Genomic DNA, 24427 nt, shown 5'->3' with positions numbered 1-24427 from the left:
GATGCCCGGTCCCCTCGTCTTCCCCGCGCACGTCGCCCTGCACCTCCTCGTGGCGCTGCTGCTCCCGCCCCTGGTGCCGGGGCTCATCGCCAAGGTGAAGGCCCGCATGGCGGGGCGCACCGGCCCGCCCGTGCTGCAGCTCTACCACGACCTGGCGAAGCTGGCCCGCAAGGAGGCCGTGTTCAGCCGCACCACCACCTGGGTCTTCCTGGCGGGGCCGGTGGCCACGGTGGCCGCGGGCCTGGTGGCCTCGCTGCTGGTGCCCTTCGGCCACACCCCCGCGCCCGTGGCCTTCGAGGGGGACGCGGTCCTCTTCGCCTACCTGTTCGGCCTGGCCCGCTTCCTCACCATCCTCTCGGCCCTGGATACCGGATCGAGCTTCGAGGGCATGGGCGCGGCCCGGGAGGCGGCCTTCTCCGCCCTGGCCGAGCCGGCCCTCTTCCTCGGCTTCGCGGCCCTGGCCAAGGCCACCGCCAGCCTCTCCCTCACGCCCATGCTGCTGTCCCAGGGCCTGGCGGCGGGCCGGCTCACGGGGCCCCTCATCCTGGTGCTGGCCGCCTGGGCCATCGTCTACCTGGCCGAGAATTCCCGGATCCCCGTGGACGATCCCAACACGCACCTGGAGCTGACGATGATCCACGAGGTGATGGTGCTGGACCACTCGGGCCGGCCCCTCGCCCTGGTGCTCTACGGCGCGAGCCTGAAGCTGGTGGTGCTGGGGGCGCTGCTCATCGATCCGCTGCTCCCCGCCACGGGCCGCGGCTGGCTGGACTGGCTGGTGTTCCTCGGCGGCCTGGGGCTCCTGGCCGTGGCCGTGGGCCTGGTGGAGAGCGCCACCGCCCGCTTCCGCATGACCAAGGTGCCCCAGTTCCTCGTGGCGGGGGTGCTCGCCTCCGCCTTCGCCTTCCTGCTGCTGCTGGTGTAGCCCATGTCGCCCGATCTCCTCATCGCCCTCGTCATGCTCACCAACTTCACCCTGGTGGCCACCAGCCGCATCAACAAGGCCATCCAGGTGGCGGTGGCCCAGGGGGTCATCCTGGGCCTCATGCCCCTGGCCATGGGCCTGGGCCGGCACGTCCACATCCTGGCCATGGCCGCCGCGGCCATCGCGGTGAAGGGCTGGTTCATCCCCTTCCTCCTCCGCCGGGCCCTGCGCCACGTGAAGATCCACCGGGAGGTGGACCCCTTCATCGGCTACACGGCCTCCCTCCTGCTCTGCGCCGCGGGCACAGGCCTGAGTCTGGTCCTGGCCCACAACCTCCCGCTGAAGCCTGGGGCCACGCCCGCCTTCCTCGTCCCCGCCGCCCTCGCCACGCTCTTCACGGGCTTCCTGCTCCTGGTCTCCCGGAGGAAGGCCCTCACGCAGGTGGTGGGCTACCTGGTGCTGGAGAACGGCATCTACCTCTTCGCCCTGCTGCTGGTGGAGGACATGCCGGTGCTGGTGGAGACGGGCATCCTGCTGGACCTCTTCGTGGGGGTGTTCGTGATGGGGATCGTCATCAACCACATCCGCACGGCTTTCGATTCCACGGACACCCGGCACCTGGCCGAGCTGAAGGACTGACCGATGGCCTGGATCCTCATCGCCCTCCCCCTGGCCGCCGCCGCGGCGGCCTTCCTCGTGGATTCGCCTTCGGTGCGGGCCCGGCTTCTGCCGGCGACGGGGAGCCTGCACCTCCTGCTCCTGCTCTGGACCCTCCGGCGCTGGGCGTCCCTGCCCGCCGGGGCCTGGCTGGGCCTGGACGCCCTGGGCGGCTGGGTGCTCCTCGTGATCAGCGTGCTCTTCTGCATCTGCGCCTTCTACGCGCCGTCGTACCTGGCCCTGCGGCCGGAGCGGGACCACCGGATCTTCTGCGTGAGCCTCCTGGGCTTCCTGGGCCTGGCCTCGCTCCTGGCCGAGGCCCGCCACCCCGGCGTGGCCTGGGTGGCCATGGAGACCACCACCCTGGTCACGGCCCCCCTCGTCTACTTCAACCGCAACCGCCGCTCCCTGGAGGCCACCTGGAAGTACCTGGTCCTCGGCTCCGTGGGCATCGCCCTGGCGCTCCTGGGGACGCTCTTCATCGCCTACGCCGCCCACATGGGCGGGGTGGAAGAGCCGCTCCAGTACCCGCGCCTGATGGCCGAGGCCGGGCGTCTCTCGCGGCCCTGGCTGCGGGCGGGCTTCGTGCTCACCCTGGTGGGCTACGGCACGAAGATGGGCCTCGCGCCCCTCCACACCTGGAAGCCGGACGCCTACGGCGAGACCCCGGGCATCGTGGGGGCCCTGCTGGCGGGCGGCGTCACCAGCTGCGCCTTCCTGGCCCTCCTGCGGATCTATGCCGTCATGGCCGCGGCGGGCGAGGACGTCTTCGCCCGGGAGATCCTGGTGGGCTTCGGCCTCCTCTCCATGGCCTGGGCCCTGGTCTTCATGGTGGGCCAGACGGACTTCAAGCGCCTGCTGGCCTATTCGAGCGTGGAGCACATGGGCATCCTCGTCCTCGGCATCGGCATCGGGGGCGGGGCCACCCGCTTCGCGCTCTACCACCTGGCGGCGAACGCCCTGGTGAAGTCCGTGCTGTTCCTCTCCGCCGGCAACATCCACCGCAGCTACGCGAGCAAGCAGCTGCCCCACGTGACGGGGGCCATCCGCAGGACCCCGGTGTCGGCGGGCCTCTTCCTCCTGGGCTTCCTGGCCATCACGGGCCTGCCCCCCTTCGCGCCCTTCATCAGCGAGTACAACATCGCCGCCGCGGCCCTGGGGGGCGGCCACGTCCTGGCGGGGGCCCTGTTCCTGCTGCTGCTGGCGGGCATCTTCCTGGGCATGAGCGACACCGTGGTGAAGGTGGTCTTCGGCACCCCCAGCCCCCAGCGCGTGCGGACGCCCTACCGGGACACGCCCGCCACCACGGCGCCCCTCATCGCGGCCCTGGGCCTGGCGCTGCTGCTGGGCCTGTGGCTGCCCGGCCCCCTGCGGGCCATGCTCGACGGCGCGGCGGCGACGGTGGCGGGGCACGGTCCTGTGGTCCGGATCGCGGAGGTGCGGCCATGAGCCCGACCGCGCTGCTCGTCCTCCGCAACGGCCAGGCTGCGCCTCTGCGGGAGGTGCCCGACCTTCCCCCCGCCGCCTTCCGGGAGGCCGTCCTCGAGGGCGTGCGGGACGGGCGACGCCTGGCCTGCCTCTGCGCCGAGTCGGACCGGCGGCTCATCGCCGTGCTGGCGGACGATGGCGCGGGGACCCTCCACGTGGCCCGCACCCGCCTCGACGAGCCCCGGTACCCCTCGCTCACGCCGGACTGCCCCCAGGCCCACCTCTTCGAGCGCGAGCTGGCCGAGCAGTTCGGGATCGTCCCCGAGGGCCACCCCTGGTTCAAGCCCGTGCGCAGCCACCGGCCCTGGAACGGGGCGGCGGACCCCTGGGACCGCCCGGCGGACCTCCCGCCCGCGGTGATGGACTTCTACCGGGTGGCGGGCGACGAGGTCCATGAGGTGGCCGTGGGCCCGGTCCACGCGGGCGTCATCGAGCCCGGGCACTTCCGCTTCCAGTGCCACGGAGAGACGGTTTTCCACCTGGAGATCGCCCTCGGGTACCAGCACCGGGGGATCGAACGGGCCCTCGTGGGCGGACCCCACCCTCTCACGTTCAAGATGGCCGAGACCGCTGCGGGCGACACCACCATCGCCCACGCCTGGGCCCACTGCCGGGTGCTCGAGGGGCTGTCGGGCGTCCAGGTGCCGGCCCGCGCGGACCGGGTGCGGGGCGTGGCCCTCGAGCTGGAGCGCATGGCCAACCACGTGGGCGACCTGGGTGCCCTCTCCGGCGACGTGGGCTTCCTGCCCACGGCCGCCTTCTGCGGGCGGATCCGCGGCGACTGGCTGAACCTCAGCGCCGAAGGCTGCGGCAGCCGCCTGGGCCGCGACTGGCTGCGGCCCGGTGGGCTGCGGCAGGACCTCGACCCGCTCCGGGCGGAGCGGATGCTCCCGCGGGTGGGGCGGAGCTGGCTGGAGACCCGGGATGCGGTGGAGCTGCTCTGGGGCGCCGCGTCCGTGATGATCCGCTTCGACGCCGCCGGCCGGCTCGATCCGGTCCAGGCCCGGGAGATCGGCCTGGTGGGCGTGGCCGCCCGGGCCTGCGGCATCGACCGGGACGTGCGGCGGGACCATCCATTCGGGCCCTACGGCGCCCATCCCGTGAAGGTCGCCCTGGCCCAGAGCGGGAACGTCCACTCCCGCGCCTGGGTCCGCTGGGAGGAGCTGGCCGCCAGCACGGCCTTCCTCTCGGCAGCGCTGGAGGACCTCGCGGGCTCCCCCGGCGACCCGAAGCCGGACCCGCTCCCGCCCCTCGCCCCGGAGCGCCTGTGCGTGGCCCTCACGGAAGGGTGGCGCGGCGAAGTGCTGCACCTCGGCATCACGGACACCGCCGGCCGCTTCGCCCGCTACAAGCTGGTGGATCCCTCCTTCCACAACTGGTTCGGACTGGCCCTCGCGCTCCGCGGCGAGCAGGTCTCGGACTTCCCGCTGTGCAACAAGAGCTTCAACCTCTCCTACTGCGGGCACGACCTATGATGCACATCCTCCTGTCCCGCTGGCGCCAGGGCCACCGCACGCTGCCCTATCCGAAGACGATCCCGCCGCTGCCCGAGCGCTTCCGGGGCCGCCCAGCCATCCACCCGGAACGCTGTCCCGAGGGCTGCGGGGCCTGCGCCGAGGCCTGCGCCACGGAGGCCATCACCCTCGAGGCCTCGGGCCCCCGCATCGACCTGGGGAGCTGCCTCTTCTGTCCCGACTGCGTGGAGGCCTGTCCCGAGGGCGCGATCTCCTACACGCAGGAGCATCGCCTGGCCACGCGGACCCGCGGGGACCTCGTCGCCTCGTCGGACGGGGAGTACCGCCTGGCCGCGGCCCTGGATGCGGAACTGATGCGGGTCTTCGGCCGCTCCCTGAAGCTGCGGGTGGTGAGCGCCGGCGGCTGCAACGGCTGCGAGGTGGATGTGAACGTGCTGGGCACCCTCGCCTGGGACCTGGGACGCTTCGGGATCCAGGTCGTGGCGTCGCCGCGCCACGCGGACGCCCTGCTCATCTGCGGCCCCGTGACGCGCAACATGGAACTGGCCCTGCGCAAGACCTACGAGGCCGTGCCCGGGCCCAAGCTCGTGATCGCCGTGGGCGCCTGCGCCATCGCGGGCGGTCCCTACTTCCGCCAGGAGGAGCAGCTCGGCGGGGCGGCCGCGGTACTGCCGGTGGATCTCTTCATTCCCGGCTGCCCGCCCCATCCCCTGACCATCCTCGACGGCCTGCTGCGCCTGCTGGGACGGCTGGAAGGGGAGGCCCGCATCGGGATTCCAACTTAAGGACTAACAAAAAAGTGAACACTCGCCCGCGGCTCCGGCGGTGGCGGCCGGCGGTGGCCTGTTCAAACACCCATTGCAGGCCGACTTATCGAATTTGCTGGCGCGCCGGGCCGCAGGGCCAACACTTGGCCCGGGTATTCGGATCCTGAAGGAGGAGCGCATGCGCACTTGGCGAGGCATGATCACCACCGCGGCGGGGCTGGGGCTGGCCCTCCTGGTGGCCTGCGGCGGTTCGTCCAGCTCCAGCAGCACCGGCGCGATGAATGTCCATCTGGTGGACGGCCCCATCAGCGGTTACCAGCAGGTCAACGTCAACATCCAGTCCGTGGAGATCGGCAGCGGCAGCGGCTGGATCACCCTCGGCACCCCGAACAAGACCATCAACCTGCTGAACCTCACGGGCGGCGTGAGCGAGACCCTGGCCTCCGGCGCGACGCTGCCCGCGGGCCACTACAGCCAGATGCGGCTCATCCTCGGCTCGGGCAACTCCGTGATGCTCGCCGACGGCACCACCCAGCCCCTCACCGTGCCCTCGGGCATGCAGACCGGCATCAAGCTCATCGTGAGCTTCGACGTGGCGGCCGGCACCACGGCGGATGTGTGGATCGACTTCGACGCGGCCCACTCCATCCAGGTGGTGCAGGCCGGGGCCTCCGGCCAGTACCTGCTGCGGCCCACGATCCGCGCCTTCGACAAGACCGTGACGGGTTCCATCCACGGAACGCTCACGGACGGCGCCACGGCGGCCGGGCTGCCCGGCGCCATGGTCTACGCCGAGACCCTGGACGGATCCGGCCACGCCGCCGTCGTCCGCAGCACGGTGACGGATGCCACCGGGGCCTACACCCTGGACCTCCTGCCCGTGGGCGCCACCTACTACGTGGTGAGCCAGCCGGTGGTGGGCACGACCCCGAAGGCCTATGACGCCAAGGCCAGCGACGCCTTCGCCCTCTCGGGCACCTCGCCGGTCTTCACCTACAACGCGGCCTTCGCCGGCGACGCGGCCACCGGGACGATCTCCGGCGGCGTGACCCCCGTGGCCACCAGCGCCCAGAGCGATGCGGTGAACCTCCTGCAGTCGCTGGCCACGCCGACCTCCGGGACCTTTACGTTCATCGTGGGCAGTGGCCTGGTCACCGTGGGCACCTCGACGGAGACCTATGCGTTCTCGAACGTCCCGGCCGGGGCGTACTCGGTCCAGGCCGTGCGGTCGACGCTGAACCCGGACGGCACCACCACCGTGTCCCTCTCGACGGTCCAGTCCGCCGCCGTGACCGCCGGGGCCACGACCACCGTGAACCTGGGGCTCTGAGCTCCGCGGGGTGCGGGACGGCCCGCCCGGTTCCGGGCGGGCCGTCCCGGCTCAACCTGCCAGGCGGGCCAGGACGGCGAGCACGTCCTCGTCCCCGGGGCGCTGGCCGGGATCCTTCCGGCAGAGCCGCTCGATGAGGTCCACGAGGGGTTCCGGCGCGTCCGGGCGCAGGGCGCGCAGGTCCGGCAGGGCGGTGCCGCGATGCTGGTCGAGGATCTCGAAGGGCGTCTCGCCGGTGAAGGGGGGGTGCCCGGCCAGGAGCTCGAAGAGCAGGATGCCGAAGGAATAGCGGTCGGCGGCGGGACCCACCTGGGTCTTCGTCTGGGCCTCAGGGGCGGCGTAGAGGGGCGTGCCCAGGAAGGCGTACGTGGTGGTGAGGGTCTCCGAATCCACCACCCGGGAGATGCCGAAGTCCATGATCTTGATGCGGTCGCCGGCGAGCAGGATGTTGCCGGGCTTGAGGTCGCGGTGGACCACGCCATGGGCGTGGGCGTAGGCCATGCCCTCGGCGATCTCCCGCGCAAGGCGCAGCAGGTCCGGCAGGGCGGGCGGGCCATCCTCGCGCAGGGCCTGGTCCAGCCGCCGGCCGGAGACGTATTCCATGGCGAGGTAAGGTGTTCCCTCCTCCGGCCCGGGATCGAGCAGGCGCACGATGCCGGGGTGGTCCAGCCGGGACCCGAGGCGGGCCTCCTGGCGGAAGCGGCCGAGGAACTCGGGGTCGTCCTGCCGGTACGGGTGGAGCACCTTCAGGGCCACGGGGGTGCCCTTGGCCTCGTGCCGCGCCAGGTAGGTGCTGGCGAAGCCGCCCCGGCCCAGCAGCCGTTCGATCCGGTAGGGGCCGATGCGGTCGGGATCCCGGAACCCCTGCGCCTGGGCCCGCCGACGCGTCCTCAGGAAGGCCCAGACGCCCCCGGCCAGGAGGGCCGCGCCGCCGGCCAGGAGCAGGGCGCTCCGCCAGGGATGGCCGCCGGACGGAGGAGCCGGCGCGGGGGGAGGCGCCGCGGCCGGGGCGAGGGCCGCGGGGGCCGGCGCAGGCGTCGCGCGGGCCCCCGCGGAGGCCTGGGGGCGGTCTGCCGCCGGATCGGGTCCCGGCTCCGGCCGCGGAGCCGCCTGCGGCGGCGCCGGCGCTGGGGCCGCAGGCACCTCGGGGGCGGGGGACGGGGTGGAAGGGGGGAGCTGGCGTTCGGTGGCCGGGGTGGGCCCCGGGGGCGGGGCCTGGCCCGGGCCCGGCGCGGTGGCCCCGGCCGGGGGCGGGGCCGGACGGGCCGTGGCCTGCGCCAGGCGGCGCAGGAGGTCCTCCCGTTCCGGGGCCGGCTCCCCCTTGGCGGCGGCCTGGGCCAGGAGGGTGGCCGCCGGATCCCGGTGCCCGAGCTCGAGCTCGCAGCGGGCCCGGCGGGTGTAGGGGTAGTAGTGGAGCAGGAGGTTGTTGCCGTAGATGACCACCCGCCCGGCGGAGGCGGGGCGGAGCTCGATCGCGCGGTGGTAGGCGGCGCTGGCGGCGGCCCAGTCCCCGCGCCGCTCAGCGTCCAGGCCGTCCTGGTAGGCCGCGTAGAAGGTCGGCTGGGCCTGGGCGAGGAGGGCAGGCCCGACGAGGAGCCCCAGCAGCGATCCGGCCTTCATCACCGCTCCCCGACGAAGAGGTACCGCAGCGCCCGCTCCACCGGCTGCCGGTCGAACTGGCAGATGAGGGAGAGGTCCAGCCGCTGCTCCCGGATCCGCTCCGTGCCGATGGAGGTGGGCGGCGTGTGGCTGAGGATCTGGTCAATCTCCAGGAACTGCGAGGCCTGGCGCCGCGACCAGCCGTAGCGGTAGGCCACGTCCAGGCTCAGCGGGCCCCGCTTGAACCCGCTGCCGATGGAGGCCCACTTCATCACCCGCTGCTCGCCCGTGTAGCGGTCCGTGACGGGCTGGGGTTCCCGGCTGAGCCCCGCCCGCAGCGGGATGACCCAGTTGCGGTCCGTGAGCCACAGGTATTCCACGCCGAGGTGGACCGCGGTGGCATCGGGGGTCCGGTCGCCCTTGTCGAAGTCGAAGAAGCTCTGGCCGTTCAGGTAGGCCGATCCGGACATGTACCGGGTGGTGGACCACAGCGTGTGGGTCAGGTCCGACGTGACCAGCCACTGGTCGGCGGGCCGGAAGGCGAATCCCACGCCCGTGCTGGAGGGCCAGTGCAGCCCGGTGGCGACCGAGGTCGGCCGCCCGGGGGCCCGGGGGAGGCTGGTCTCCAGGTCGGTGCTGAAGGTGTAGTCGGCGTGGAAGCCGGTCTGGTGGACCAGTCCCAGGCTCCAGGTGGGCCAGCGCCAGATGAGGCCGAAGTTGTAGTTCCCGCCGTCCAGGGCATTGGCCTGCCGGAAGGCCACGGAGGTGGTCGTGAGCCCCGAGGTCTGGACGCTGGAGGAATCGAGGCTCCAGCGCCCCCGCCACTGGTTGTAGGCCACCCCCAGCAGGATGCGCTGGGAGACCTCGTAGGCCACGGCGAAGGAATAGAGGTCGATCTGGCCGGACTGGTTGATGCTCTGGGCGAGGTGGGTGGGCACGCCGGAGCCCGTCGCGAGCGGGGACTCGTCGAGGGTCCGGTCGCCGTCCTCGTTCTGGGCGAAGGCCCGCTGGACCGAGAGCTGGAGCACCAGGTTCCGTCCGCCCACCCGGAGGGGCGCGGTGGCGGAGGCGAAGAGCGGGTCGAAGCGGGTGCTGCTGGTGAGGGTGTCGCTCACCGTCAGCGAACGGCCCTGGCCCGTGGTGGCGAAATCCTGGTAGCCCACGTTCCGCTGGGTCCCCCGGGCCACGAAGCTCACTTCCGGTTGGAGCAGCTGGGCCAGTCCGGCGGGGTTGAAGGAGACCGCGGTCGCATCGTCCGCCACGGCGATGAAGGCGCCGCCCAGCCCCATGGCCCGGGCCCCGGCCCCCAGCACCGTGAAGTTGGTGCGGGACTGCTCGGAGATCAGCATCCCGATGGGGCTCTGGGCGCCCAGGGAGAGGGCCGCCGCCCCGAGCAGGGCGATCCCGAGGCTGGATCGGAGGGGCAGAGGCATGGCAGCGGTTCCGGCGAACCTCCATCATGCCGTACCCGGATCAGGAGGCGGCGGGCCCCGGGTCGTGATCCTCCGGCGGGAGCGCCGGCGCCAGGGCCGTCCGGATCTGGGCCGCGAGGTCGTCGAGCAGGGCATAGCGCCGGGCGTACATCGTCCGCTTGTTGGGTTTGATCTCGTCGCGGGTGCGGCGGCGGGCCTTCCGCGGCAGGTAGAACCATCCGTCCAGGGCCGGGCGCCCGCCCAGCTCCTCCCAGAACGCGTCGTAGTCGAAGGTCAGCTCGTGGACCCAGGACAGGTGGATCAGGTGCTTCCGCCGGTGGACCTGGATGCTGTTGCCCGCGCCGAGGAACTCCCGGGCGCCCAGCCCCCGGGCGATCTCCTGGGCGGCGAACACCACCAGCGCCTTGGGACGGAGCCCGTGCATGGCCTTCTGCAGGGCCTTCATGAACCCGCCCTCGCCCTCGGAGCGCCCCTGGACGCAGCCGGCGTACATCACCAGCCCGTTCGGGCGCCACTCCAGGGCGAAGGAGAGGGAGGAGATCCGGCCGCCCTGCTCGGGGCACCGGAGGGTGACGGCGAACTCGCCCTCCTTCCGGAACCGGTTGTCGAAGCCCAGGCAGAGCTCCGCCGGCCCCAGCTCGCCCAGGTCGAAGCAGGCGAGCACGGCGCCCTCGCCCTCCTGACGGAGCAGGGCCTCGCGGATGGCGCCCCCCCGCCAGAGCACGAAGGAGTAGGTCTCCCGCATCACCTTCGTCCGGCGCGACTGGCCCCAGCGCGAAGAGAGGTACACCCGCATGGGCTTGAAACGCAGGAGCGGGTTCGCCTCGGCGAAGGGCTGCAGGTCGCGGGATTCCATGCGGGTGAACCACCCGAGGGCCTCCACCGGGCGGGCGGCGGCGATCAGGGCCCAGCGCAGGTTCTGCTTCAGGCGGCGGAGCAGGCCTTCGGCGCGGTAGGTTTCCGTGCTCAGCACCCAGGCGCGACGGGCGGCTACCCAGGTCGCGCGGAGCCTCATGCGTAGAAGCCGCGGTACTTCATGGCCTGGGCCACCCGGTCGAGGGCCAGGATGTAGGCGCCGATGCGGGGGTTGGTCTTGTACTTGTCCGTGGTGGCGAAGGTGGCCTGGAATGCGTGGGTCATGTAGTCCACCAGGCGCTCGTTGACCTCGCGCTCCCGCCAGTAGAAGCCCTGGCGGTTCTGCACCCACTCGAAGTAGCTGACGGTCACGCCGCCGACGTTCGCCAGGATGTCGGGCACCACGAGGACGCCGTGCTCCAGCAGGATGGGATCCGCCTCGGGCGTGGTGGGGCCGTTGGCGCCCTCCACGATGACCTTGGCCCGCACCTGGGCGGCGTTGGATTCGGTGATCTGGTTCTCCAGGGCGGCGGGCACGAGGATGTCCACCGCATGGGTGAGCAGGGCGGCGGGGTCCATGGGCTCGGCGCCCTTGAAGCCGGCCACCGTGCGGGTCTCGGCCACATGCTTGAGGAGGGCGTGGATGTCCAGGCCCCGGTCGTTCTTGACGGCGCCCTGGAGGTCGCTGACGGCCACCACGCGGGCGCCGGCCTCGTGCAGGAGGCGCGCGGCCTGGCTGCCCACGTTGCCGAAGCCCTGCACGGCCACCGTGGCGCCGGCCAGGGGCTTGCCCAGGCGCTGCATGGCCTCCCGGGCGGTGATGAGGATGCCGCGGCCCGTGGCCTCGGTCCGGCCGAGGCTGCCGCCCAGGCCCAGGGGCTTGCCGGTCACCACGGCGTTCTCGGTCTGGCGCACGTGCATCGAATAGGTATCCAGCACCCAGGCCATGGTCTGGGCGTCCGTGCCCATGTCCGGGGCCGGCACGTCGCGGTCGGGGCCGATGATGTCCATGATCTCGGCGATGTAGCGGCGGGTAAGCCGCTCCTTCTCGCCCAGGCTCAGGCGCGAGGGGTCGCACACGATGCCGCCCTTGCCGCCGCCGAAGGGCACGTCCACCACGGCGCACTTCCAGGTCATCCACGCGGCGAGGGCCTTCACCTCGTCCAGGGTGACGTTCATGTCGTAGCGGATGCCGCCCTTGGCGGGGCCGCGGGCGATGTTGTGCTGCACCCGGTAGCCCGTGAAGACCTCCCACTGCCCGTTGTCCATGAGCACCGGCAGGCTCACGATCATCGAGCGGCTGGGGGCCATGAAGACCTTGAAGAGCGCGTCGTCCAGGCCGTAGAGCTGCGAAGCCACCCGGAGCCGCGCCTGCATCGCCTCGAAGGGGTTCGTGTGATTCTGCATGGAGGGACTCTCCTATCGCGATTCGGAGGCGGGATGGACCTCGGCGGGCAGTTCCAGCTCCCGCCCGGCGCTCCAGAGGCCTTCAAGGTTGTAGTGCCGGCGGGTGTCCTCGTCCATGACGTGGATCACCAGGTTGCCGTAGTCCAGCAGGATCCAGGTGCCGTTCGAGGCGCCCTCGCTGGAGATGGGACGCTCGCCCGTCAGCTTCAGGGCCTCCTCGATGGCGTCCGCGATGGCGCGGTTCTGGCGGTCGCTGGTGCCGCTCATGAAGGCGAAGGTGTCGGTGAAGCTGGCGAGGCCCGTCACGTCCAGGAGGCGGATCCGGAAGGCTTTCTTGGACCGGGCGGCGTCGACGACCGCCGCGAGCCGGGAATCAAGGGACATGCGGGCTCCAGAGCAGGCTAACGATACAGGTTTTCAGAACGGATGGCAGCCAGAACTTGGGGGGGGAGACCCCCGGGATCCGCCGAGGGATCGGCGGCCAGGCGGCCCCTCAGCGCGGTGGACGCAAGGTCGAGGTCCGTGGGCGGCAGCCACACCCGCTCGCCGGGCCGGCCGGACCACTGGTCCGCGGGACGGAGCCCCGGCACGGCGAGGTCGTCGAGGCGGGTGCCGGGGCGGGGCGAGATGGCCACGGAGGCCAGCTGGAAGATGCGCGGGGCGCGGTGCCAGTGGGACAGGCCCGGCAGCTGGTCGCTGCCCATGATGAGGATCCAGCCCGACCCTGGTTCGCGGGCGGCCAGGTCCTCCAGGGTGTCCACGGTGTAGCTCCGCCCCCCGCGGGCCAGCTCCAGCGTCTCGATCCGGAACGGACCGTCCGCCGCCTCCAGGAGGCGCTCCAGCAGGCGCAGGCGGACGGGGCCCGCCGGGCCGCCGGGATCCGGCTTGTGGGGGGACAGGGCGGTGGGGATGAAGCGGAGCTCGTCCAGCTCCAGGTGTTCCAGGGCGAGGCGCGCCAATTTCAGGTGGCCGTCATGGGGGGGGTTGAAGGCCCCGCCCAGCAGGCCCACGCGCCGGCTGGTCACGCCTCCGCCTCCCGGGCCAGGTCGGCGCGGGGATCCGCCTTGAGGGCGCGGTCCACGGCGAAGGCCAGCTCGCGCAACCCCTCGCCGGTGACGCCGGAGATGTAGATGGGGGACTGGCCCCGCTCGGCGCAGAGGGCGGCGAAGGCGGCCTTCCGGTCCTCGTCCTGCAGGGCGTCCAGCTTGGTGCCCACGAGCCACCGGGGCTTGGCCGCCAGCACGGGGCTGAAGGCCGCCAGCTCGCCTTCGATCACGCGCACGGCCTCGGCGGGCCCGGTGACGGGGTCGGCGAGGTCCACCAGGTGCAGGAGCATGCGGGTGCGCTCCACGTGGCGGAGGAACTGGATGCCCAGGCCGGCACCATGGGCGGCGCCCTCGATGAGGCCGGGGATGTCGGCGATGACCCAGCTGTCCAGGGCGTCGCCGCCGAAGCGGTCGAGGCTCACCACGCCGAGCTGGGGCTCCAGGGTGGTGAAGGGGTAGCCGGCGATCTTGGGGCGGGCGGCGCTGAGGCGGCTCACCAGGGTGCTCTTGCCGGCGTTGGGGAAGCCCGCCAGCCCCACGTCCGCGATGAGCTTCAGCTCCAGGTCCAGGGTGCGCGCCTCGCCCTCCTCGCCGGGCTGGTGGTGGCGCGGCGTGCGGTTGGTGGAGCTCTTGAAGTGCGTGTTGCCCAGGCCGCCCCGCCCGCCCCGGGCCACGCAGACCGTCTCGCCCTCGGCCATGAGCTCGGCCAGGACCTCGCCGGTGTCCGAGTCGCGGGCCACGGTGCCCAGGGGCACGTCCAGCACCACGTCCTCGCCGTCCTTGCCGTGGCGCATGCAGCCCTCGCCCTGGCGGCCGCGGTCGGCGGCGAAGTCCCGCTGGTTCCGGTAGGGGTTCAGGGTGTTGAGGGCCCGGTTGGCCCGCAGGAAGACGGAGCCGCCCTTGCCGCCGTCGCCGCCATCGGGGCCGCCTTCGGGGGCGAACTTCTCCCGGCGGAAGCTCATGGCACCGGAGCCGCCATGGCCGGCGGCGACGCGGAGCTGGACGTGGTCAAGGAACATTCGGGCCTTTGGCTGGGGAGATCAGGTGGGCATAAGCATAGGCCGGGCTACGCCCGGCCTATGCGCAGGGAGATCGGGGTGTGCGCAGCGCGCCCTTAGATCCTTGAAGCGCATGCGCTGCAAGGAGAACCCCCGGACAACCTTCACCCCTCGATGGGATCGATGTGGATGAAGCGGCCGTGCTGGCCCTTGTCCTGGAAGCGCACCTTGCCGTCGATGAGGGCGAACAGGGTGTGGTCCTTGCCCATGCCGACGTTGACGCCGGCCTTGAACTTGGTGCCGCGCTGGCGGACGAGGATGGAGCCCCCGGGGACGACCTCGCCGCCGAACTCCTTCACGCCCAGGCGCTGGGAGTGGGAATCGCGACCGTTGCGGCTGGAACCGACGCCTTTCTTGTGAGCCATGGAATCACCTCTTCAGAAATCAGATGTCGTGGACAGGGAAGGATGCGAACGCGGGTTTCACCCGGGTGAGCATCGGGGGTTCCGGGGGTGTGCGCGCAGCGCGGAACCCCCGGAGGGCATCACCCCTTGATCGCCTTGATCCGCACTTCCGTGTAGCCCTGGCGATGGCCCTGGGTGCGCTGGTAGGTGGTGGTGCGCTTCTTCTTGAAGATGATCACCTTCTTGGAGCGGTCGTGGGTGATGACCTCGGCCTCCACCTTGGCGCCCTTCACGGTGGGCTGGCCCACCTTCAGGTCCCCGTTGTTGTCGATGAGCAGGACCTGCTCGAAGGTGACGGCCTGCTTGGGCTCCTTCTCCAGGAGCTCCACGCGGAGGATGTCCCCCTCGGCGACGCGGTACTGCTTCCCGCCGGTCTGGATGATTGCGTACATGGAAACCTCTTCGGTTGGGGCGTGCGGGCGGCACTCGGTCGGAGGCGCTTGGGTGCCCGCAGCCAGGGCAAGGCCCATCAGAATCGCGGGAAATCCCTTGAGGGTCAAGGCTAAATCTCGATCCCCACTCAGAAGGCGACGGTCAGGCTCAGCTGGATGGACCGTCCCGGCTGGGGGAGCAGCGAGTTGTAGTAGCTCCGGCTCCCCGTGTAGGCGGTGCCGTCCCAGGTGCCCGGGGTCGTGCCGGCCCCGGCGTCCCGGAGGCCCGGGTGGTCGTACGCCCGGTCCAGGAGGTTCGCCACCCGGAGGGCCAGCCCGAACCCGCGGGCGGGCAGGTCCCGGGCCTGGAGGGCCAGGTCCACGGTGAGGTAGCCCGGGACCTCCCCCACGGGATTGGTGGCCACCGTGGGCCGGCGCCCCTCGTACCGGGCCAGGAGGGAGCCGCTGAACCGGGCATCCAGGACCACGGTGCTGCCCAGGTAGACCTTGTGGTCGGCCAGGTCCCCGCTGCGGGCGGAGGCCGGGCCCCCGGGGCGGTTCCGGTCCTCCGCCCGGAAGATCCGGCTGTACCACCCCCAGACCTTCCACTGGCGGACCGTGTAGACCGGCAGGAGCCATTGGAAGCCGAGGTCCGCGCCGGTCACGTCCTGGTCGCCCGAATTGGCGACGAGGCCGTTGACCAGCTGGATCTTCCCCGTGTTCCGCACCTGGTAGGCGTCCAGGCTCACGGCATAGACCGGGTCCGTGTAGGCGAGGCTCAGCTCGGCGGTGTGAGAGCGCTCGGGGTCCAGGTCGGGGTTGGCCCCGGTGCCGATGGTGGCGCCGTAGAGCTGCCGGGCGGTGGGCTCCTGGTAGGCCTGGCCGTAGAGGGCCTTGAGGCCCCAGGCCCCGAAGGTACCCACGTAGCCGCCCCGCAGGGTGGTGGCGCCGCCGTAGATGCCGTTGTGGTCCGTCCGGAGGCCGAGGTTCAGCTGGTGGGCGGCACTGAGGCGGACCCGGGCCTGGGCGTAGATCCCCCGGTTCTCCACGCTGAAGTGGTTGGGGTCGGAGAGGCGGCCGGCCGGCGGGTCCTGCCGCGTGGCGTCGGCGCCGTAGAGGTAGGCCTTCTGCAGGGTCCGGGATTCGAAGCTCAGGCCCAGGTTCAGGGCCAGCCAGTCCTTCGCCTGGATCTCGACGTCCTGGCCGAAGGAGAGGCTGCTGTTGAGGCTCTGGTAGCTGGTGAGCCGCCAGCCGGGCGCGGAGGGCTGGCCGGTCTGGGCGTAGGCGGACTCCACGTCGTAGCTGTCGTTGGCGAGGTCGCTGCGGCGGTAGCGGGCCAGGGAGGTGGCCCTGATGGCGGGGGTCCAGTCCTCCGTGTGGCGGACGAAGAAGGCGGTGTCGGGACGGGCCCAGGTGCCCAGGCTCTGGGACTGGTCGCCGGGATAGGTGTAGCCGTAGCCCGAGCGGATCAGGAGGCTCTGGAACCCGAACTCGGTCTGGCCGAGGCCCAGCCGGAGGTCCACGGCCCGGTTCCGGTGTTCGGAGTCCGGCCGGCCCTGGAAGCCCCCCCAGATGTGGGGATCCTCGAAGTAGCGGGCATTCGTGAACTCGTACCGGTCCGCGGAGCCGGTGTCCAGGTGGCCGTCGTCCCCGCGGAGGGCGAGGGTCAGGGTGGCCCGTCCCCAGCGCGCCGCGGCCTGGGCATCGACGATGCGGGCGCCGAAGCTGCCGGCGGTGAGGCGGCCGCGGACGGAGGCCCCGTCCTCGGCGGGGGCCTTCCGGGTGATGAGGTTGATGACCCCCATGAAGGCGTTGGCCCCGTAGACCGAGGAGGCCGGCCCGTAGACCACCTCCACCCGCTCGATGGCCGCGAGCGGGTAGGTGACCAGGGGCGTGTCGGCGGTGCCGTACCAGAGGTGGTTGAGGGCCTGGCCGTCCACCATCACCAGGAAGGGGTCCCCGATGTCGTTGCGGTAGCCCCGCCAGTAGTCCTTGACGTAGTTGGCCCCGTAGGAGCGGCTGAGGTCCATGCCCGGCAGGTCGTCGAGGAGCTGGGACAGCTCGGTGTAGCCCCGCTCCTCCAGGTCGGACCGGCTGAGCACGATCATCGTGGCCGGGGCCTCGGAGAGCTGCTCCTTCGACCGGGACGCGGAGACCACGGGCGTCCGCAGCAGGGCCAGGAGGTTCCGGCCGTCGACCTCCTGGGCCGGGGCCACCGCGGCCACGGTCAGCAGGAACGGCAGGGGGAGGTACCGGGTGGCCAGGGCAGATCTCCAGAGTGAGGTGGAGGACCTATCGGCCGGGGCGGCCCGGACAGGAATTTTGGCCGTGGCTCCCCGGCCTTTTGGGAAGATGGAGGCCGGAGCATCCATGGGCCGCGACTTCCAGACCTTCCTCAAGCAGCTCGAGGCCGCGGGCGAACTGGCCCGCGTGGCCCCGGAGGTGGATCCCGTGCTGGAGATGGGGGCCATCGCGGACCGGGTGTCCAAGCAGCCCGGGGGCGGGAAGGCCCTCCTCTTCGAGAAGCCCCTCGGGAAAACCATGCCCGTGGCCATGAACGCCTTCGGCAGCCTCCGGCGCATGCAGATGGCCCTGGGGGTGGACCGGGAACCCCGGGGCCTGGACGCCGTCGCCGACCGCATCGAGAAGCTGGTGCAGGAGGCCATGCCCAAGCCCGGCACGGGCTTCTTCGAGAAGCTGGCCAAGCTGCCTGTGCTGGCCGAGGTCTCCAACTGGATGCCGAAGACCGTGCGGAAGGGGATCTGCCAGGAGGTGGTGCTGAAGGGCGACCAGGTGCGGCTCTCCGACCTGCCCGTGCTCACCACCTGGCCCGAGGACGGCGGCCCCTTCATCACCCTGGGCCTGAGCCACACGCGGAACAAGCAGACCGGCCACCGGAACACCGGCCTCTACCGCCTGCAGGTCTTCGACGACCGGACGCTGGGTTTCCACACCCAGCTCCACCACGACGGCGCCCGGAACCGCCACGGCTACGGGCGGGACGAGCGCATGCCCGTGGCCGTGAGCTTCGGCGGGGATCCGGCGCTGACCTACGCCGCCACGGCGCCCCTGCCGCCCTTCCTCAGCGAGGTGATGTTCGCGGGCTTCCTGCGGGGCGAGGGCATCGAGATGGTGCCCTGCGTGACGAACGACCTGGAGGTGCCCGCGGATTCCGAGATCGTCATCGAGGGCTACGTGAATCCCGGCGAGCTTCGGCGCGAGGGGCCGTTCGGGGACCACACGGGCTACTACTCCCTGGCCGACGACTACCCGGTGCTGCACGTCGAGGCCCTCACGATGCGGCGGAATCCCGTGTTCCCCGCCACCATCGTGGGCCGCCCGCCCCAGGAGGACGCCTACCTGGGCCTGGCCACGGAGCGCATCTTCCTGCCCCTCCTGCGCCTGGTGCTGCCGGAGATCCGGGACATGCACCTGCCCGCCGCCGGGGCCTTCCACAACCTGGTGATCCTCTCCATGAGGAAGGAATACCCGGGCCACCCCCAGAAGGTCATGAACGCCATCTGGGGCACGGGCCAGATCATGTTCACCAAGGGCATCGTGGTGGTGGACGAGGACATCGACCCCCACGACCTCACGGAGGTGCTCTTCCGCCTCACGAGCAACGTGGATCCGAAGCGCGACCTGCTCTTCACGGAAGGGCCCCTGGACGTCCTGGACCACAGCTCCGACCGCTTCGCCTTCGGCTCGAAGGTGGGCATCGACGCCACCCGCAAGAACCGGCCCTTCGACGGCTTCCCCCGCGAGTGGCCGCGAGACCTGGTCTTCCCGGAGGAGATCCTGGCGCGCGTCGACCGGCGGTGGAAGGACTACGGCCTTTAGCAACTCGGGCCCCGCGAGGGGCCCGAGCATAGACGAGGGACTGTCTAGAATCGAATCGTCACGCCGGCCTGGAGGGCGTCGGCGTTGAAGTTCGAGTCGATCTTGCTGTAGGTGTAGCGGAGCTCGGTGCCCACGGTGGCGTTCCACTGGTACCCGGCGCCGACGGCGACGCCCAGCTTGGTGGTGTCCGTGCTGATCTTGCCGTAGCCCGGGGCCTCCGAGGAGAAGGACCAGCGCACGGCGGAGAGGCCGCCCGTGAGGTAGAAGCCCTCGGGCTTGCCGGCGATGAAGAAGAGGTAGTCCGCGCCGAGGCCGAAGTTGGTGGCGTTGTTCTTGATGCCCGACAGCGTGGCCTCGGGGAAGTAGTTGAAGTCCAGGCGGGGGCGGATCATGTTGCCGGCGCCGAGGTCGAAGGTGCCGTGGACGCCCACGCCGAGGCCGGGCTTGCTGTCGACGAAATCCTTCAGGTCGCCCAGGGGGGCGTTCACCATGCCCTGCACGCCGAAACGGGGTTCCTCGGCCTTCAGGGGGGCCGCCAGGGCGGCGACGGCCAGGCTGGCCAGGGCGAAGCGGGAAAGGCTCTGCATGCATCCTCCGATGGGCACCGATCCGCAGTGCGCGGATCTTTCGCGCCGGGACCGATTCTGCCGCACCGTGCGGATCGGGTGTCGCGGAAATGTCATGGAACCGGGTTTCCTCTGGCTCCCATCTGGCTGTCTAACTGCGAGTTAAGTTGCGCGTTGCAACACGGCATGGGGCCCGTACAGAAGCAGGGCGCCCACCGGGCGCCCTGCTTCGGAGGCGGAAAGGCCTACTCCGCGTTCTCGCGGCGCTCCTTGAGGCGACCGGCCTTGCCCAGCTTCTCCCGGAGGAAGTAGAGCTTGGCGCGGCGGACCTGGCCGTGGCGGACCACTTCCAGCTTGTCGATGGTGGGGCTGTGCAGGGGGAAGATGCGCTCCACGCCCACGCCGCTCGCGATCTTGCGGACGGTGAAGGAGGTGCGCATGCCGCCGCCGCGGATGCCGATGACGATGCCCTGGAAGAGCTGGATGCGCTCCTTCTCGCCTTCCTTCACCTTCACGTGCACCTTGACGGTGTCGCCGGGGGTGATGCGGGGAAGGTCCGAGCGCTGCAGGCCCGCTTCCAGACGGTCGATGATGTGGCTCATGTGGGCTCCTGGGCCAGCGGTCCCAAGCCTTGGTTCAGGCGGACATGGCTCGATGGTCCCCGGAATGGGGAGTCCCCCAGTCTAGCGGAAGGACGGGAAAAGGGAAGGGTTCAGTCGGCGGGCCCGGCCCCCGGGCGCCACCCCTTCCACCCCTTGGGCTTGGGGCGGTCCCCGTCGGCCGGGTGCTCCACCTGCCAGGCGGCCCACTGGGCGGGCCGGTCCAGGGCGGGGAGGCGGTCCCGGAGGTAGGCGGCCCAGAGGTCGGGGCGCAGGCGCTTCGTCCGGGCCATGGCCTCCCGCAGGCGCCAGAGGCGGATGGCGCCGTGATCGCCCCCCTGGAGCACCGCCGGGACCTCCAGGCCCTCGAAGACCGCCGGCCGGGTGTAGTGGGGGTGGTCCAGGAGGCCCGTGGCGAAGCTGTCCTCCTCGGCGCTGGCCTCGTTGCCCAGCACGCCGGGGAGCCAGCGGCAGACGGCGTCGATGAGGACCAGGGCCGGCAGCTCCCCCCCGCTCAGGACCGCCTCCCCCACGCTCAGCTCCTCGTCCACGCAGCGATCCACGGCCCGCTGGTCCAGGCCCTCGTAGCGGGTGCAGACGAGGATCAGCTGGTCCAGGCGGGCCAGCTCCAGCACCTTGGCGTGGGTGAGGGGCGGGGCCGCGGGGCTGAAATGGACGACGCGGCCGAGGCCCGAGCGGGGCACGGCGGCCAGGGTGTCCCGCAGCACCTCGGGTCGCAGCACCATGCCCGGGCCCCCGCCGAAGGGGGCGTCGTCCACGTGGCCGAAGGCGTTCCCGGCGAAGGGCCGGTAGCTGTGGGTGTGCAGGGCGTGGCCCAGGTCCCGGAAGGCGCGGCCCGTGATCCCGAGGCGGGCGGCCTCGAAGAATTCGGGGAAGAGGGTCAGCGCGTCGAATCGCATCACTGCATGATCGCGTGGATGGCCTTCAGGGTGCCCCGGGCGATGAGGCCGAAGCTGGAGGCGAAGTAGAGGGTGTTGGCCAGGGCCGCCGCGGTGGCCACCCAGGCCCAGAGGGGGCGCTCCTCCAGGAGGGCGGCGCCCAGCAGGCAGAGGATGGCGGCGGGGAGCACGTTGCCGAAGGGCAGGGGGACGGGAATGGCCAGGAGGAAGCCCGTCCAGGCCGTCACGAGGCCCACCCAGCGGCGGTTCAGGGGGCGCTGTACGGAACCCGGCCACCGGAGCCGGTCCAGCTGGGTCTCGAAGCGGGCCAGGGCCTTCTTGATGTGGCCCTTGTGGATGGGCTGGGCCTGCACCCGGCGGGGCACCCAGGGATGGGGCACCCCCCAGGCCAGCTGGAGCCCCATGGCCAGGATGCCGAGGCCGCCCACGGGAGCCATGCCCAGGTTCACGCCCGGGATCAGGCTGGGCAGGGACAGGAGGAGGACCAGCAGGCCGTAGGTCTGCTCGCCCGCGGCATCCAGCAGCGCTCCGAGGGTGACGGCGCCTTCCGCGTCCAGCAGGGCGTAGAGGGTCTCGAAGAAGGGCTTGGGTCGGGAGGGCACGGCACCAGGATGACGGAAATCGGGCCCCGGTCCTCGGGCGTCAATCACCTTTGGCGGGCAGGGGTCCCCGGCGGAGGTCCCGGACCAGCTGGCCGCAGGCGCCCGCCACGTCCTGGCCCCGGCTGCGCCGCACGCTCACCGCCAGGCCGGCGTCCACCAGCAGGCGGCAGAGGGCGCCCACCCGGGCCTCGTCCGGGGGCTCGAAGCCGCTGCCCTCGTGGGGATTGAAGGGGATGAGGTTGACCTTGCTGGGGAACCGCCGGGCGAAGGCGGCCAGGCGCCGTCCGTCCTCCAGGCTGTCGGTGACGCCCTTGAGCAGGACGTACTCCAGGGTGATCCGCTCACCGGACTGGAGGGGGAAGCGGCCCAGGGCCGAGGCCAGGGCCTCCAGGTTCCAGACGCGGTTCACGGGCATGATGCGCGACCGGTGCTCGTCGGTGGTGGCGTTGAGGCTGAGGGCCAGGCGCGGGCGTTTCGCGAACGCCCCCAGCCGCTCGATGCCGCTCACGAGGCCCGAGGTGGAGACGGTGATGCGCCGGGGCGGGATGGCCAGGCCCTTGGGATCCGTGAGGAGGGCGAAGGCGGCCATGAGGTGGTCCAGGTTGTGGAGGGGCTCGCCCATGCCCATGAACACCAGGTTCACGGGGACCTTCGTGGTCCCCGCCCCTTCGGGGCCGTGCTCCGCACGGTGGGCCCCCGCCTCCTGCTGCGGGCTGACCGGCACGCCCTCGGGATGGCCGTGGTGGTTCAGCATGGCCACCACCTGCCCCACGATCTCGGCGGCCGCGAGGTTGCGGAGGATGCCCATCTGCCCCGTGGCGCAGAAGGTGCACCCCATGGCGCAGCCCACCTGGCTGGAGAGGCACAACGTCACCCGGCCCTCGTACGGCATGTGGACGCCCTCCACCTGCCGGCCGTCCGCAAGCTGGAAGACGTGCTTGGTGGCGCCGTCCTCCGAGGCCTGGCTCTGGAGGATCCCCGGCCAGCGGAGGTCCACCTCGGCGTCGAGCCGGGTCCGCAGGGCCTTCGACAGCATCGTGAACTGCGCCCAGTCCGTCCAGCGGTGCCGGTAGAGGCCCTCGAAGAGCTGCGCGCCCCGCCAGGCGGGCTCGCCGAGCCCGCCCAGCAGCCGCTGGAGTCCGGCCAGATCCAGACCCGCGGCATTGATCCGGCCCAGGGGCGCCGCTTCCGGTGCGGGCCGGTCCCAGGCGGCGGCCAAGCCTAGTCCATCCGGATCTTGAAGGATTTCATGAGGCGCTTGTCCGCCTCGGAGAAGGGGAGGGGCGGTTCCGGTCCCTCGGAGCCGTCCTCGAGGCGATCGGGGCGGAGCCGGATGGGGGCCGCCTCGAGGATGAGGACCAGCCCATAGCCCTCGGCCTGGATCTGGAAGGCCAGGCTCCGGCAGTGGTCGTCTTCCGCGAGGGCCTTCACGAGGGAATCCCCCAGCTCGCTCACCAGGTGATGCAGGCGCTCGGGCAGTTCCATGGGGGCCTCCGGGCCCCCATGGTAGCAGCGGGCCGGGGGCGCTCCCTCAGCGGTCCCAGGCCGTCCGGAATCCGGCCACGGCCGCGATCGGATCGCCGGTCCAGAAGGGGCGGAGGGCGGCCAGGCCATCCAGCCGGGGATGCCGCAGGGCCGGGGCGTCCCCGGGCGTCACGCCGCCCAGGGCGAGGATCCGCGGGCCCTCCGCGGGCAGGGCGTCCAGGAACTGGTGGAAGCGGGGAAGGCCCCAGGGCGCGCCCTTGCCGGGGCTGGGCAGGATGGGGGAGGCCAGCAGCTGGGCGCCGCCGCGCCGGTCTTCCCACTGGCCTTCGTCGTGCAGGGGGCGCGACAGGGGCAGGAGGCCGGGATCGACGGGGGGATGGTCCTCGGGCGCATGGAGGCCGCAACCCGCCGCGAGGGCCACGTCCAGCCGGCCCCCCACCCAGATCTCCACCTCGGGGGCCGTGTCGCGGCACCAGCGGGCGGCCTCGAGCAGGGCCCGGGCCTCCAGGGCCTTCTCGCGGAGGAGGAGGGCGTCGATGCCCGAGCGGAGGACGGGGCGCCAGCGGTCCGGCGCGAAGCCCTGGCCCGGCGTGATGGCCAGCAGGATCATGCGAAGAGGCCTTCCAGCAGGGCGGGGTCGGCCTTCGGGAGGGCCAGCACGGCCGCGTTCTCCGCCACGTGCTCGGGCCGGCCCATGCCACAGAGGGCGGTGGTCACCCCCGGGCAGGACCGCGCGAACTGCAGGGCCGCCTGGGCGGGGGTGCGGGCGCCGAGGGCCGCCACCAGGTCCGCGGGCAGCTGGGCCAGGATGCGGGCCTGCATGAGGGAGGCGGAGACCTGCACGGAGAGCCCCAGGGCCTGGGCGGCGCGGAGGGGGGTCAGGGCCTCGCCGCCGAGGGTCTGGGTCGGGGCCAGGAAGGCCTCGGGCAGGGCCAGGTTCAGGGGCAGCTGGATCCACCGGAAGTGGTGGTCCCGGCCGCCGGCGGCCTCGGCGGCGGCCCACAGCCGCTCCAGGCTCAGGTGGTCCGGGCGGCTGGCCGGCACCCTGAACCCGTTCCAGGTGGCGGTGCCGTAGGCCCGGATCCTCCCCGCGCGGACGAAGCCCTCGCAGGCCTCGAAGGCCTCCCGGATCATCCCGTAGAAGCGGTCGGGCCCGAGGTGGGGCAGCTGCTGCTCGGGGTTGTGCAGGTGGAAGAGGTCGAGGGTGTCCACGCCCAGGGCCGCGCGGCTCACCTCCAGCTGGTGGGCCAGGTAGCGGGGCGTGAGGGCGTGGCAGCCGTCGACCACCTCGTCCGCGGAGAGGATCCCGGGGCCCGCCAGGACCCGCTGGAACCAGTCCCCCGGGCGCTCCGGCGTGACCCCGTCGCCCATGGGCAGGTAGCCGGCCTTGGTCGACACGAAGCAGGTTCCCTGGGGCAGGCCCCGGAAGGCCTCGCCGAGGGCCCGTTCCGAGCGCCCCATCCGGTAGTTGGCGGCCGTGTCGAACACGGTGCCCCCCGCCGCGTGGAAGGCCCGGGCCGCGGCCACATAACCCGCATCGGCGGCCGGCGTGGGCTCGCCGAGGTAGGTGCCGAGGCCGAGGGTGCTGGGCGCCATGGGG

At 72.0% G+C, this 24427-nt stretch carries 25 protein-coding genes; 7 read left to right on the top strand and 18 right to left on the bottom strand.

All coding sequences use genetic code 11. The features are described 5' to 3' along the window. The first annotated feature begins 1 nt into the window (after position 1). From QSJ33_RS11735 to QSJ33_RS11710, 6 genes are all read left to right on the top strand, one after another. Positions 2 to 925, top strand: a complete 924-nt coding sequence (locus QSJ33_RS11735) for a respiratory chain complex I subunit 1 family protein (RefSeq protein WP_285726322.1) — start codon at positions 2 to 4, stop codon at positions 923 to 925. A gap of 3 nt (positions 926 to 928) precedes the next feature. Next, on the top strand, positions 929 to 1564 hold the full coding sequence (locus QSJ33_RS11730; protein WP_285726320.1) for a hypothetical protein: 636 nt from the start codon (positions 929 to 931) through the stop codon (positions 1562 to 1564). Between the two features lie 3 nt (positions 1565 to 1567). Then, positions 1568 to 3031, top strand: coding sequence for a complex I subunit 5 family protein (locus QSJ33_RS11725; protein WP_285726318.1), 1464 nt, complete (start codon positions 1568 to 1570; stop codon positions 3029 to 3031). Beyond that, entirely contained in the window at positions 3028 to 4545 is a 1518-nt protein-coding gene (locus QSJ33_RS11720; protein ID WP_285726317.1) for a hydrogenase large subunit, read from the top strand. The genes QSJ33_RS11725 and QSJ33_RS11720 overlap by 4 nt, the downstream gene beginning before the upstream one ends. Beyond that, on the top strand, positions 4542 to 5330 hold the full coding sequence (locus tag QSJ33_RS11715; RefSeq protein WP_420801396.1) for an NADH-quinone oxidoreductase subunit B family protein: 789 nt from the start codon (positions 4542 to 4544) through the stop codon (positions 5328 to 5330). Before QSJ33_RS11720 ends, QSJ33_RS11715 begins: the two co-directional genes overlap by 4 nt. Before the next feature lie 160 nt (positions 5331 to 5490). Continuing rightward, entirely contained in the window at positions 5491 to 6642 is a 1152-nt protein-coding gene (locus QSJ33_RS11710) for a DUF4382 domain-containing protein (protein WP_285726313.1), read from the top strand. A gap of 51 nt (positions 6643 to 6693) precedes the next feature. On the opposite strand, the gene QSJ33_RS11705 is transcribed toward QSJ33_RS11710, so the two are convergent. The 10 genes from QSJ33_RS11705 to QSJ33_RS11660 all read right to left on the bottom strand — a co-directional run bounded on the left by QSJ33_RS11705 (position 6694) and on the right by QSJ33_RS11660 (position 17187). Beyond that, positions 6694 to 8262, bottom strand: a complete 1569-nt coding sequence (locus QSJ33_RS11705; protein WP_285726311.1) for a serine/threonine-protein kinase — start codon at positions 8260 to 8262, stop codon at positions 6694 to 6696. Further along, the gene (locus QSJ33_RS11700; RefSeq protein ID WP_285726309.1) at positions 8262 to 9674 is read right to left on the bottom strand and encodes an OmpP1/FadL family transporter; all 1413 of its coding nucleotides are present in this window, start codon (positions 9672 to 9674) and stop codon (positions 8262 to 8264) included. The genes QSJ33_RS11705 and QSJ33_RS11700 overlap by 1 nt, the downstream gene beginning before the upstream one ends. A 40-nt stretch (positions 9675 to 9714) precedes the next feature. Then, positions 9715 to 10689, bottom strand: a complete 975-nt coding sequence (locus tag QSJ33_RS11695; protein WP_285726307.1) for a DUF535 family protein — start codon at positions 10687 to 10689, stop codon at positions 9715 to 9717. Continuing rightward, on the bottom strand, positions 10686 to 11936 hold the full coding sequence (locus QSJ33_RS11690; RefSeq protein ID WP_285726305.1) for a Glu/Leu/Phe/Val family dehydrogenase: 1251 nt from the start codon (positions 11934 to 11936) through the stop codon (positions 10686 to 10688). Before QSJ33_RS11690 ends, QSJ33_RS11695 begins: the two co-directional genes overlap by 4 nt. A gap of 12 nt (positions 11937 to 11948) precedes the next feature. After that, positions 11949 to 12320, bottom strand: coding sequence for a ribosome silencing factor (gene rsfS, locus QSJ33_RS11685; protein ID WP_285726303.1), 372 nt, complete (start codon positions 12318 to 12320; stop codon positions 11949 to 11951). A 17-nt stretch (positions 12321 to 12337) separates the two neighbouring features. Next, a complete protein-coding gene (gene nadD / locus QSJ33_RS11680; protein WP_285726301.1) occupies positions 12338 to 12961 on the bottom strand; it encodes a nicotinate (nicotinamide) nucleotide adenylyltransferase in 624 nt (207 codons plus the stop codon). Next, positions 12958 to 14001 (bottom strand): GTPase ObgE, encoded by a 1044-nt coding sequence (gene obgE / locus QSJ33_RS11675; RefSeq protein ID WP_285726299.1) that lies wholly within the window; start codon positions 13999 to 14001, stop codon positions 12958 to 12960. The genes nadD and obgE overlap by 4 nt, the downstream gene beginning before the upstream one ends. A 143-nt stretch (positions 14002 to 14144) precedes the next feature. After that, the gene (gene rpmA, locus QSJ33_RS11670; RefSeq protein ID WP_285726297.1) at positions 14145 to 14405 is read right to left on the bottom strand and encodes a 50S ribosomal protein L27; all 261 of its coding nucleotides are present in this window, start codon (positions 14403 to 14405) and stop codon (positions 14145 to 14147) included. 119 nt (positions 14406 to 14524) lie between these two features. Next, positions 14525 to 14836: a 50S ribosomal protein L21 gene (rplU, locus tag QSJ33_RS11665; protein WP_285726295.1), complete on the bottom strand. Its 312-nt coding sequence runs from the start codon at positions 14834 to 14836 to the stop codon at positions 14525 to 14527. 128 nt (positions 14837 to 14964) lie between these two features. Continuing rightward, positions 14965 to 17187: a TonB-dependent receptor plug domain-containing protein gene (locus QSJ33_RS11660; protein ID WP_285726293.1), complete on the bottom strand. Its 2223-nt coding sequence runs from the start codon at positions 17185 to 17187 to the stop codon at positions 14965 to 14967. On the opposite strand from QSJ33_RS11660, the gene QSJ33_RS11655 reads away from it, so the two are divergent. Next, positions 17186 to 18655 (top strand): menaquinone biosynthesis decarboxylase, encoded by a 1470-nt coding sequence (locus tag QSJ33_RS11655; RefSeq protein WP_285726291.1) that lies wholly within the window; start codon positions 17186 to 17188, stop codon positions 18653 to 18655. The two genes, QSJ33_RS11660 and QSJ33_RS11655, sit on opposite strands and share 2 nt — an antisense overlap. Positions 18656 to 18699: 44 nt before the next feature. Here the strand turns inward: QSJ33_RS11655 and QSJ33_RS11650 are convergent, their stop codons facing one another. The 8 genes from QSJ33_RS11650 to QSJ33_RS11615 all read right to left on the bottom strand — a co-directional run bounded on the left by QSJ33_RS11650 (position 18700) and on the right by QSJ33_RS11615 (position 24423). Beyond that, on the bottom strand, positions 18700 to 19242 hold the full coding sequence (locus QSJ33_RS11650) for an outer membrane protein (RefSeq protein WP_285726289.1): 543 nt from the start codon (positions 19240 to 19242) through the stop codon (positions 18700 to 18702). Positions 19243 to 19466: 224 nt separating this feature from the next. After that, the gene (gene rplS / locus QSJ33_RS11645; RefSeq protein WP_285726287.1) at positions 19467 to 19823 is read right to left on the bottom strand and encodes a 50S ribosomal protein L19; all 357 of its coding nucleotides are present in this window, start codon (positions 19821 to 19823) and stop codon (positions 19467 to 19469) included. A gap of 110 nt (positions 19824 to 19933) precedes the next feature. Beyond that, positions 19934 to 20740, bottom strand: coding sequence for a tRNA (guanosine(37)-N1)-methyltransferase TrmD (gene trmD, locus QSJ33_RS11640; protein ID WP_285726283.1), 807 nt, complete (start codon positions 20738 to 20740; stop codon positions 19934 to 19936). Further along, the gene (locus QSJ33_RS11635; RefSeq protein ID WP_285726281.1) at positions 20740 to 21342 is read right to left on the bottom strand and encodes an exopolysaccharide biosynthesis protein; all 603 of its coding nucleotides are present in this window, start codon (positions 21340 to 21342) and stop codon (positions 20740 to 20742) included. The genes trmD and QSJ33_RS11635 overlap by 1 nt, the downstream gene beginning before the upstream one ends. Before the next feature lie 40 nt (positions 21343 to 21382). Then, positions 21383 to 22561, bottom strand: coding sequence for a 23S rRNA (adenine(2503)-C(2))-methyltransferase RlmN (gene rlmN / locus QSJ33_RS11630; RefSeq protein ID WP_285726279.1), 1179 nt, complete (start codon positions 22559 to 22561; stop codon positions 21383 to 21385). Between the two features lie 2 nt (positions 22562 to 22563). Continuing rightward, complete coding sequence (locus tag QSJ33_RS11625) at positions 22564 to 22827, bottom strand: hypothetical protein (protein ID WP_285726277.1); 264 nt, start codon at positions 22825 to 22827, stop codon at positions 22564 to 22566. Positions 22828 to 22873: 46 nt separating this feature from the next. Beyond that, entirely contained in the window at positions 22874 to 23437 is a 564-nt protein-coding gene (locus tag QSJ33_RS11620) for a thiamine phosphate synthase (protein WP_285726275.1), read from the bottom strand. After that, a complete protein-coding gene (locus tag QSJ33_RS11615; RefSeq protein ID WP_285726272.1) occupies positions 23434 to 24423 on the bottom strand; it encodes an aldo/keto reductase in 990 nt (329 codons plus the stop codon). Before QSJ33_RS11615 ends, QSJ33_RS11620 begins: the two co-directional genes overlap by 4 nt. Between the last annotated feature and the right edge of the window lie 4 nt (positions 24424 to 24427).

The organism is Geothrix rubra (assembly GCF_030268065.1).
Classification (GTDB): domain Bacteria; phylum Acidobacteriota; class Holophagae; order Holophagales; family Holophagaceae; genus Geothrix; species Geothrix rubra.
This window is presented reverse-complemented; position numbering and strand designations above follow the sequence as displayed.

Bases quoted from the DNA above. Each gene is read 5' to 3' on its own strand.
- QSJ33_RS11655 (WP_285726291.1), top strand. From the start codon at position 17,186: ATGGGCCGCGACTTCCAGACCTTCCTCAAGCAGCTCGAGGCCGCGGGC.
- rpmA (WP_285726297.1), bottom strand. From the start codon at position 14,405: ATGGCTCACAAGAAAGGCGTCGGTTCCAGCCGCAACGGTCGCGATTCC.
- rplU (WP_285726295.1), bottom strand. From the start codon at position 14,836: ATGTACGCAATCATCCAGACCGGCGGGAAGCAGTACCGCGTCGCCGAG.
- QSJ33_RS11615 (WP_285726272.1), bottom strand. From the start codon at position 24,423: ATGGCGCCCAGCACCCTCGGCCTCGGCACCTACCTCGGCGAGCCCACG.
- QSJ33_RS11700 (WP_285726309.1), bottom strand. From the start codon at position 9,674: ATGCCTCTGCCCCTCCGATCCAGCCTCGGGATCGCCCTGCTCGGGGCG.
- QSJ33_RS11725 (WP_285726318.1), top strand. From the start codon at position 1,568: ATGGCCTGGATCCTCATCGCCCTCCCCCTGGCCGCCGCCGCGGCGGCC.
- QSJ33_RS11650 (WP_285726289.1), bottom strand. From the start codon at position 19,242: ATGCAGAGCCTTTCCCGCTTCGCCCTGGCCAGCCTGGCCGTCGCCGCC.
- obgE (WP_285726299.1), bottom strand. From the start codon at position 14,001: ATGTTCCTTGACCACGTCCAGCTCCGCGTCGCCGCCGGCCATGGCGGC.
- QSJ33_RS11660 (WP_285726293.1), bottom strand. From the start codon at position 17,187: ATGGATGCTCCGGCCTCCATCTTCCCAAAAGGCCGGGGAGCCACGGCC.
- QSJ33_RS11705 (WP_285726311.1), bottom strand. From the start codon at position 8,262: ATGAAGGCCGGATCGCTGCTGGGGCTCCTCGTCGGGCCTGCCCTCCTC.
- rsfS (WP_285726303.1), bottom strand. From the start codon at position 12,320: ATGTCCCTTGATTCCCGGCTCGCGGCGGTCGTCGACGCCGCCCGGTCC.
- QSJ33_RS11730 (WP_285726320.1), top strand. From the start codon at position 929: ATGTCGCCCGATCTCCTCATCGCCCTCGTCATGCTCACCAACTTCACC.
- QSJ33_RS11695 (WP_285726307.1), bottom strand. From the start codon at position 10,689: ATGAGGCTCCGCGCGACCTGGGTAGCCGCCCGTCGCGCCTGGGTGCTG.
- rplS (WP_285726287.1), bottom strand. From the start codon at position 19,823: ATGAGCCACATCATCGACCGTCTGGAAGCGGGCCTGCAGCGCTCGGAC.
- QSJ33_RS11620 (WP_285726275.1), bottom strand. From the start codon at position 23,437: ATGATCCTGCTGGCCATCACGCCGGGCCAGGGCTTCGCGCCGGACCGC.
- QSJ33_RS11735 (WP_285726322.1), top strand. From the start codon at position 2: ATGCCCGGTCCCCTCGTCTTCCCCGCGCACGTCGCCCTGCACCTCCTC.
- QSJ33_RS11720 (WP_285726317.1), top strand. From the start codon at position 3,028: ATGAGCCCGACCGCGCTGCTCGTCCTCCGCAACGGCCAGGCTGCGCCT.
- QSJ33_RS11715 (WP_420801396.1), top strand. From the start codon at position 4,542: ATGATGCACATCCTCCTGTCCCGCTGGCGCCAGGGCCACCGCACGCTG.
- QSJ33_RS11710 (WP_285726313.1), top strand. From the start codon at position 5,491: ATGCGCACTTGGCGAGGCATGATCACCACCGCGGCGGGGCTGGGGCTG.
- QSJ33_RS11625 (WP_285726277.1), bottom strand. From the start codon at position 22,827: ATGGAACTGCCCGAGCGCCTGCATCACCTGGTGAGCGAGCTGGGGGAT.
- trmD (WP_285726283.1), bottom strand. From the start codon at position 20,740: ATGCGATTCGACGCGCTGACCCTCTTCCCCGAATTCTTCGAGGCCGCC.
- QSJ33_RS11690 (WP_285726305.1), bottom strand. From the start codon at position 11,936: ATGCAGAATCACACGAACCCCTTCGAGGCGATGCAGGCGCGGCTCCGG.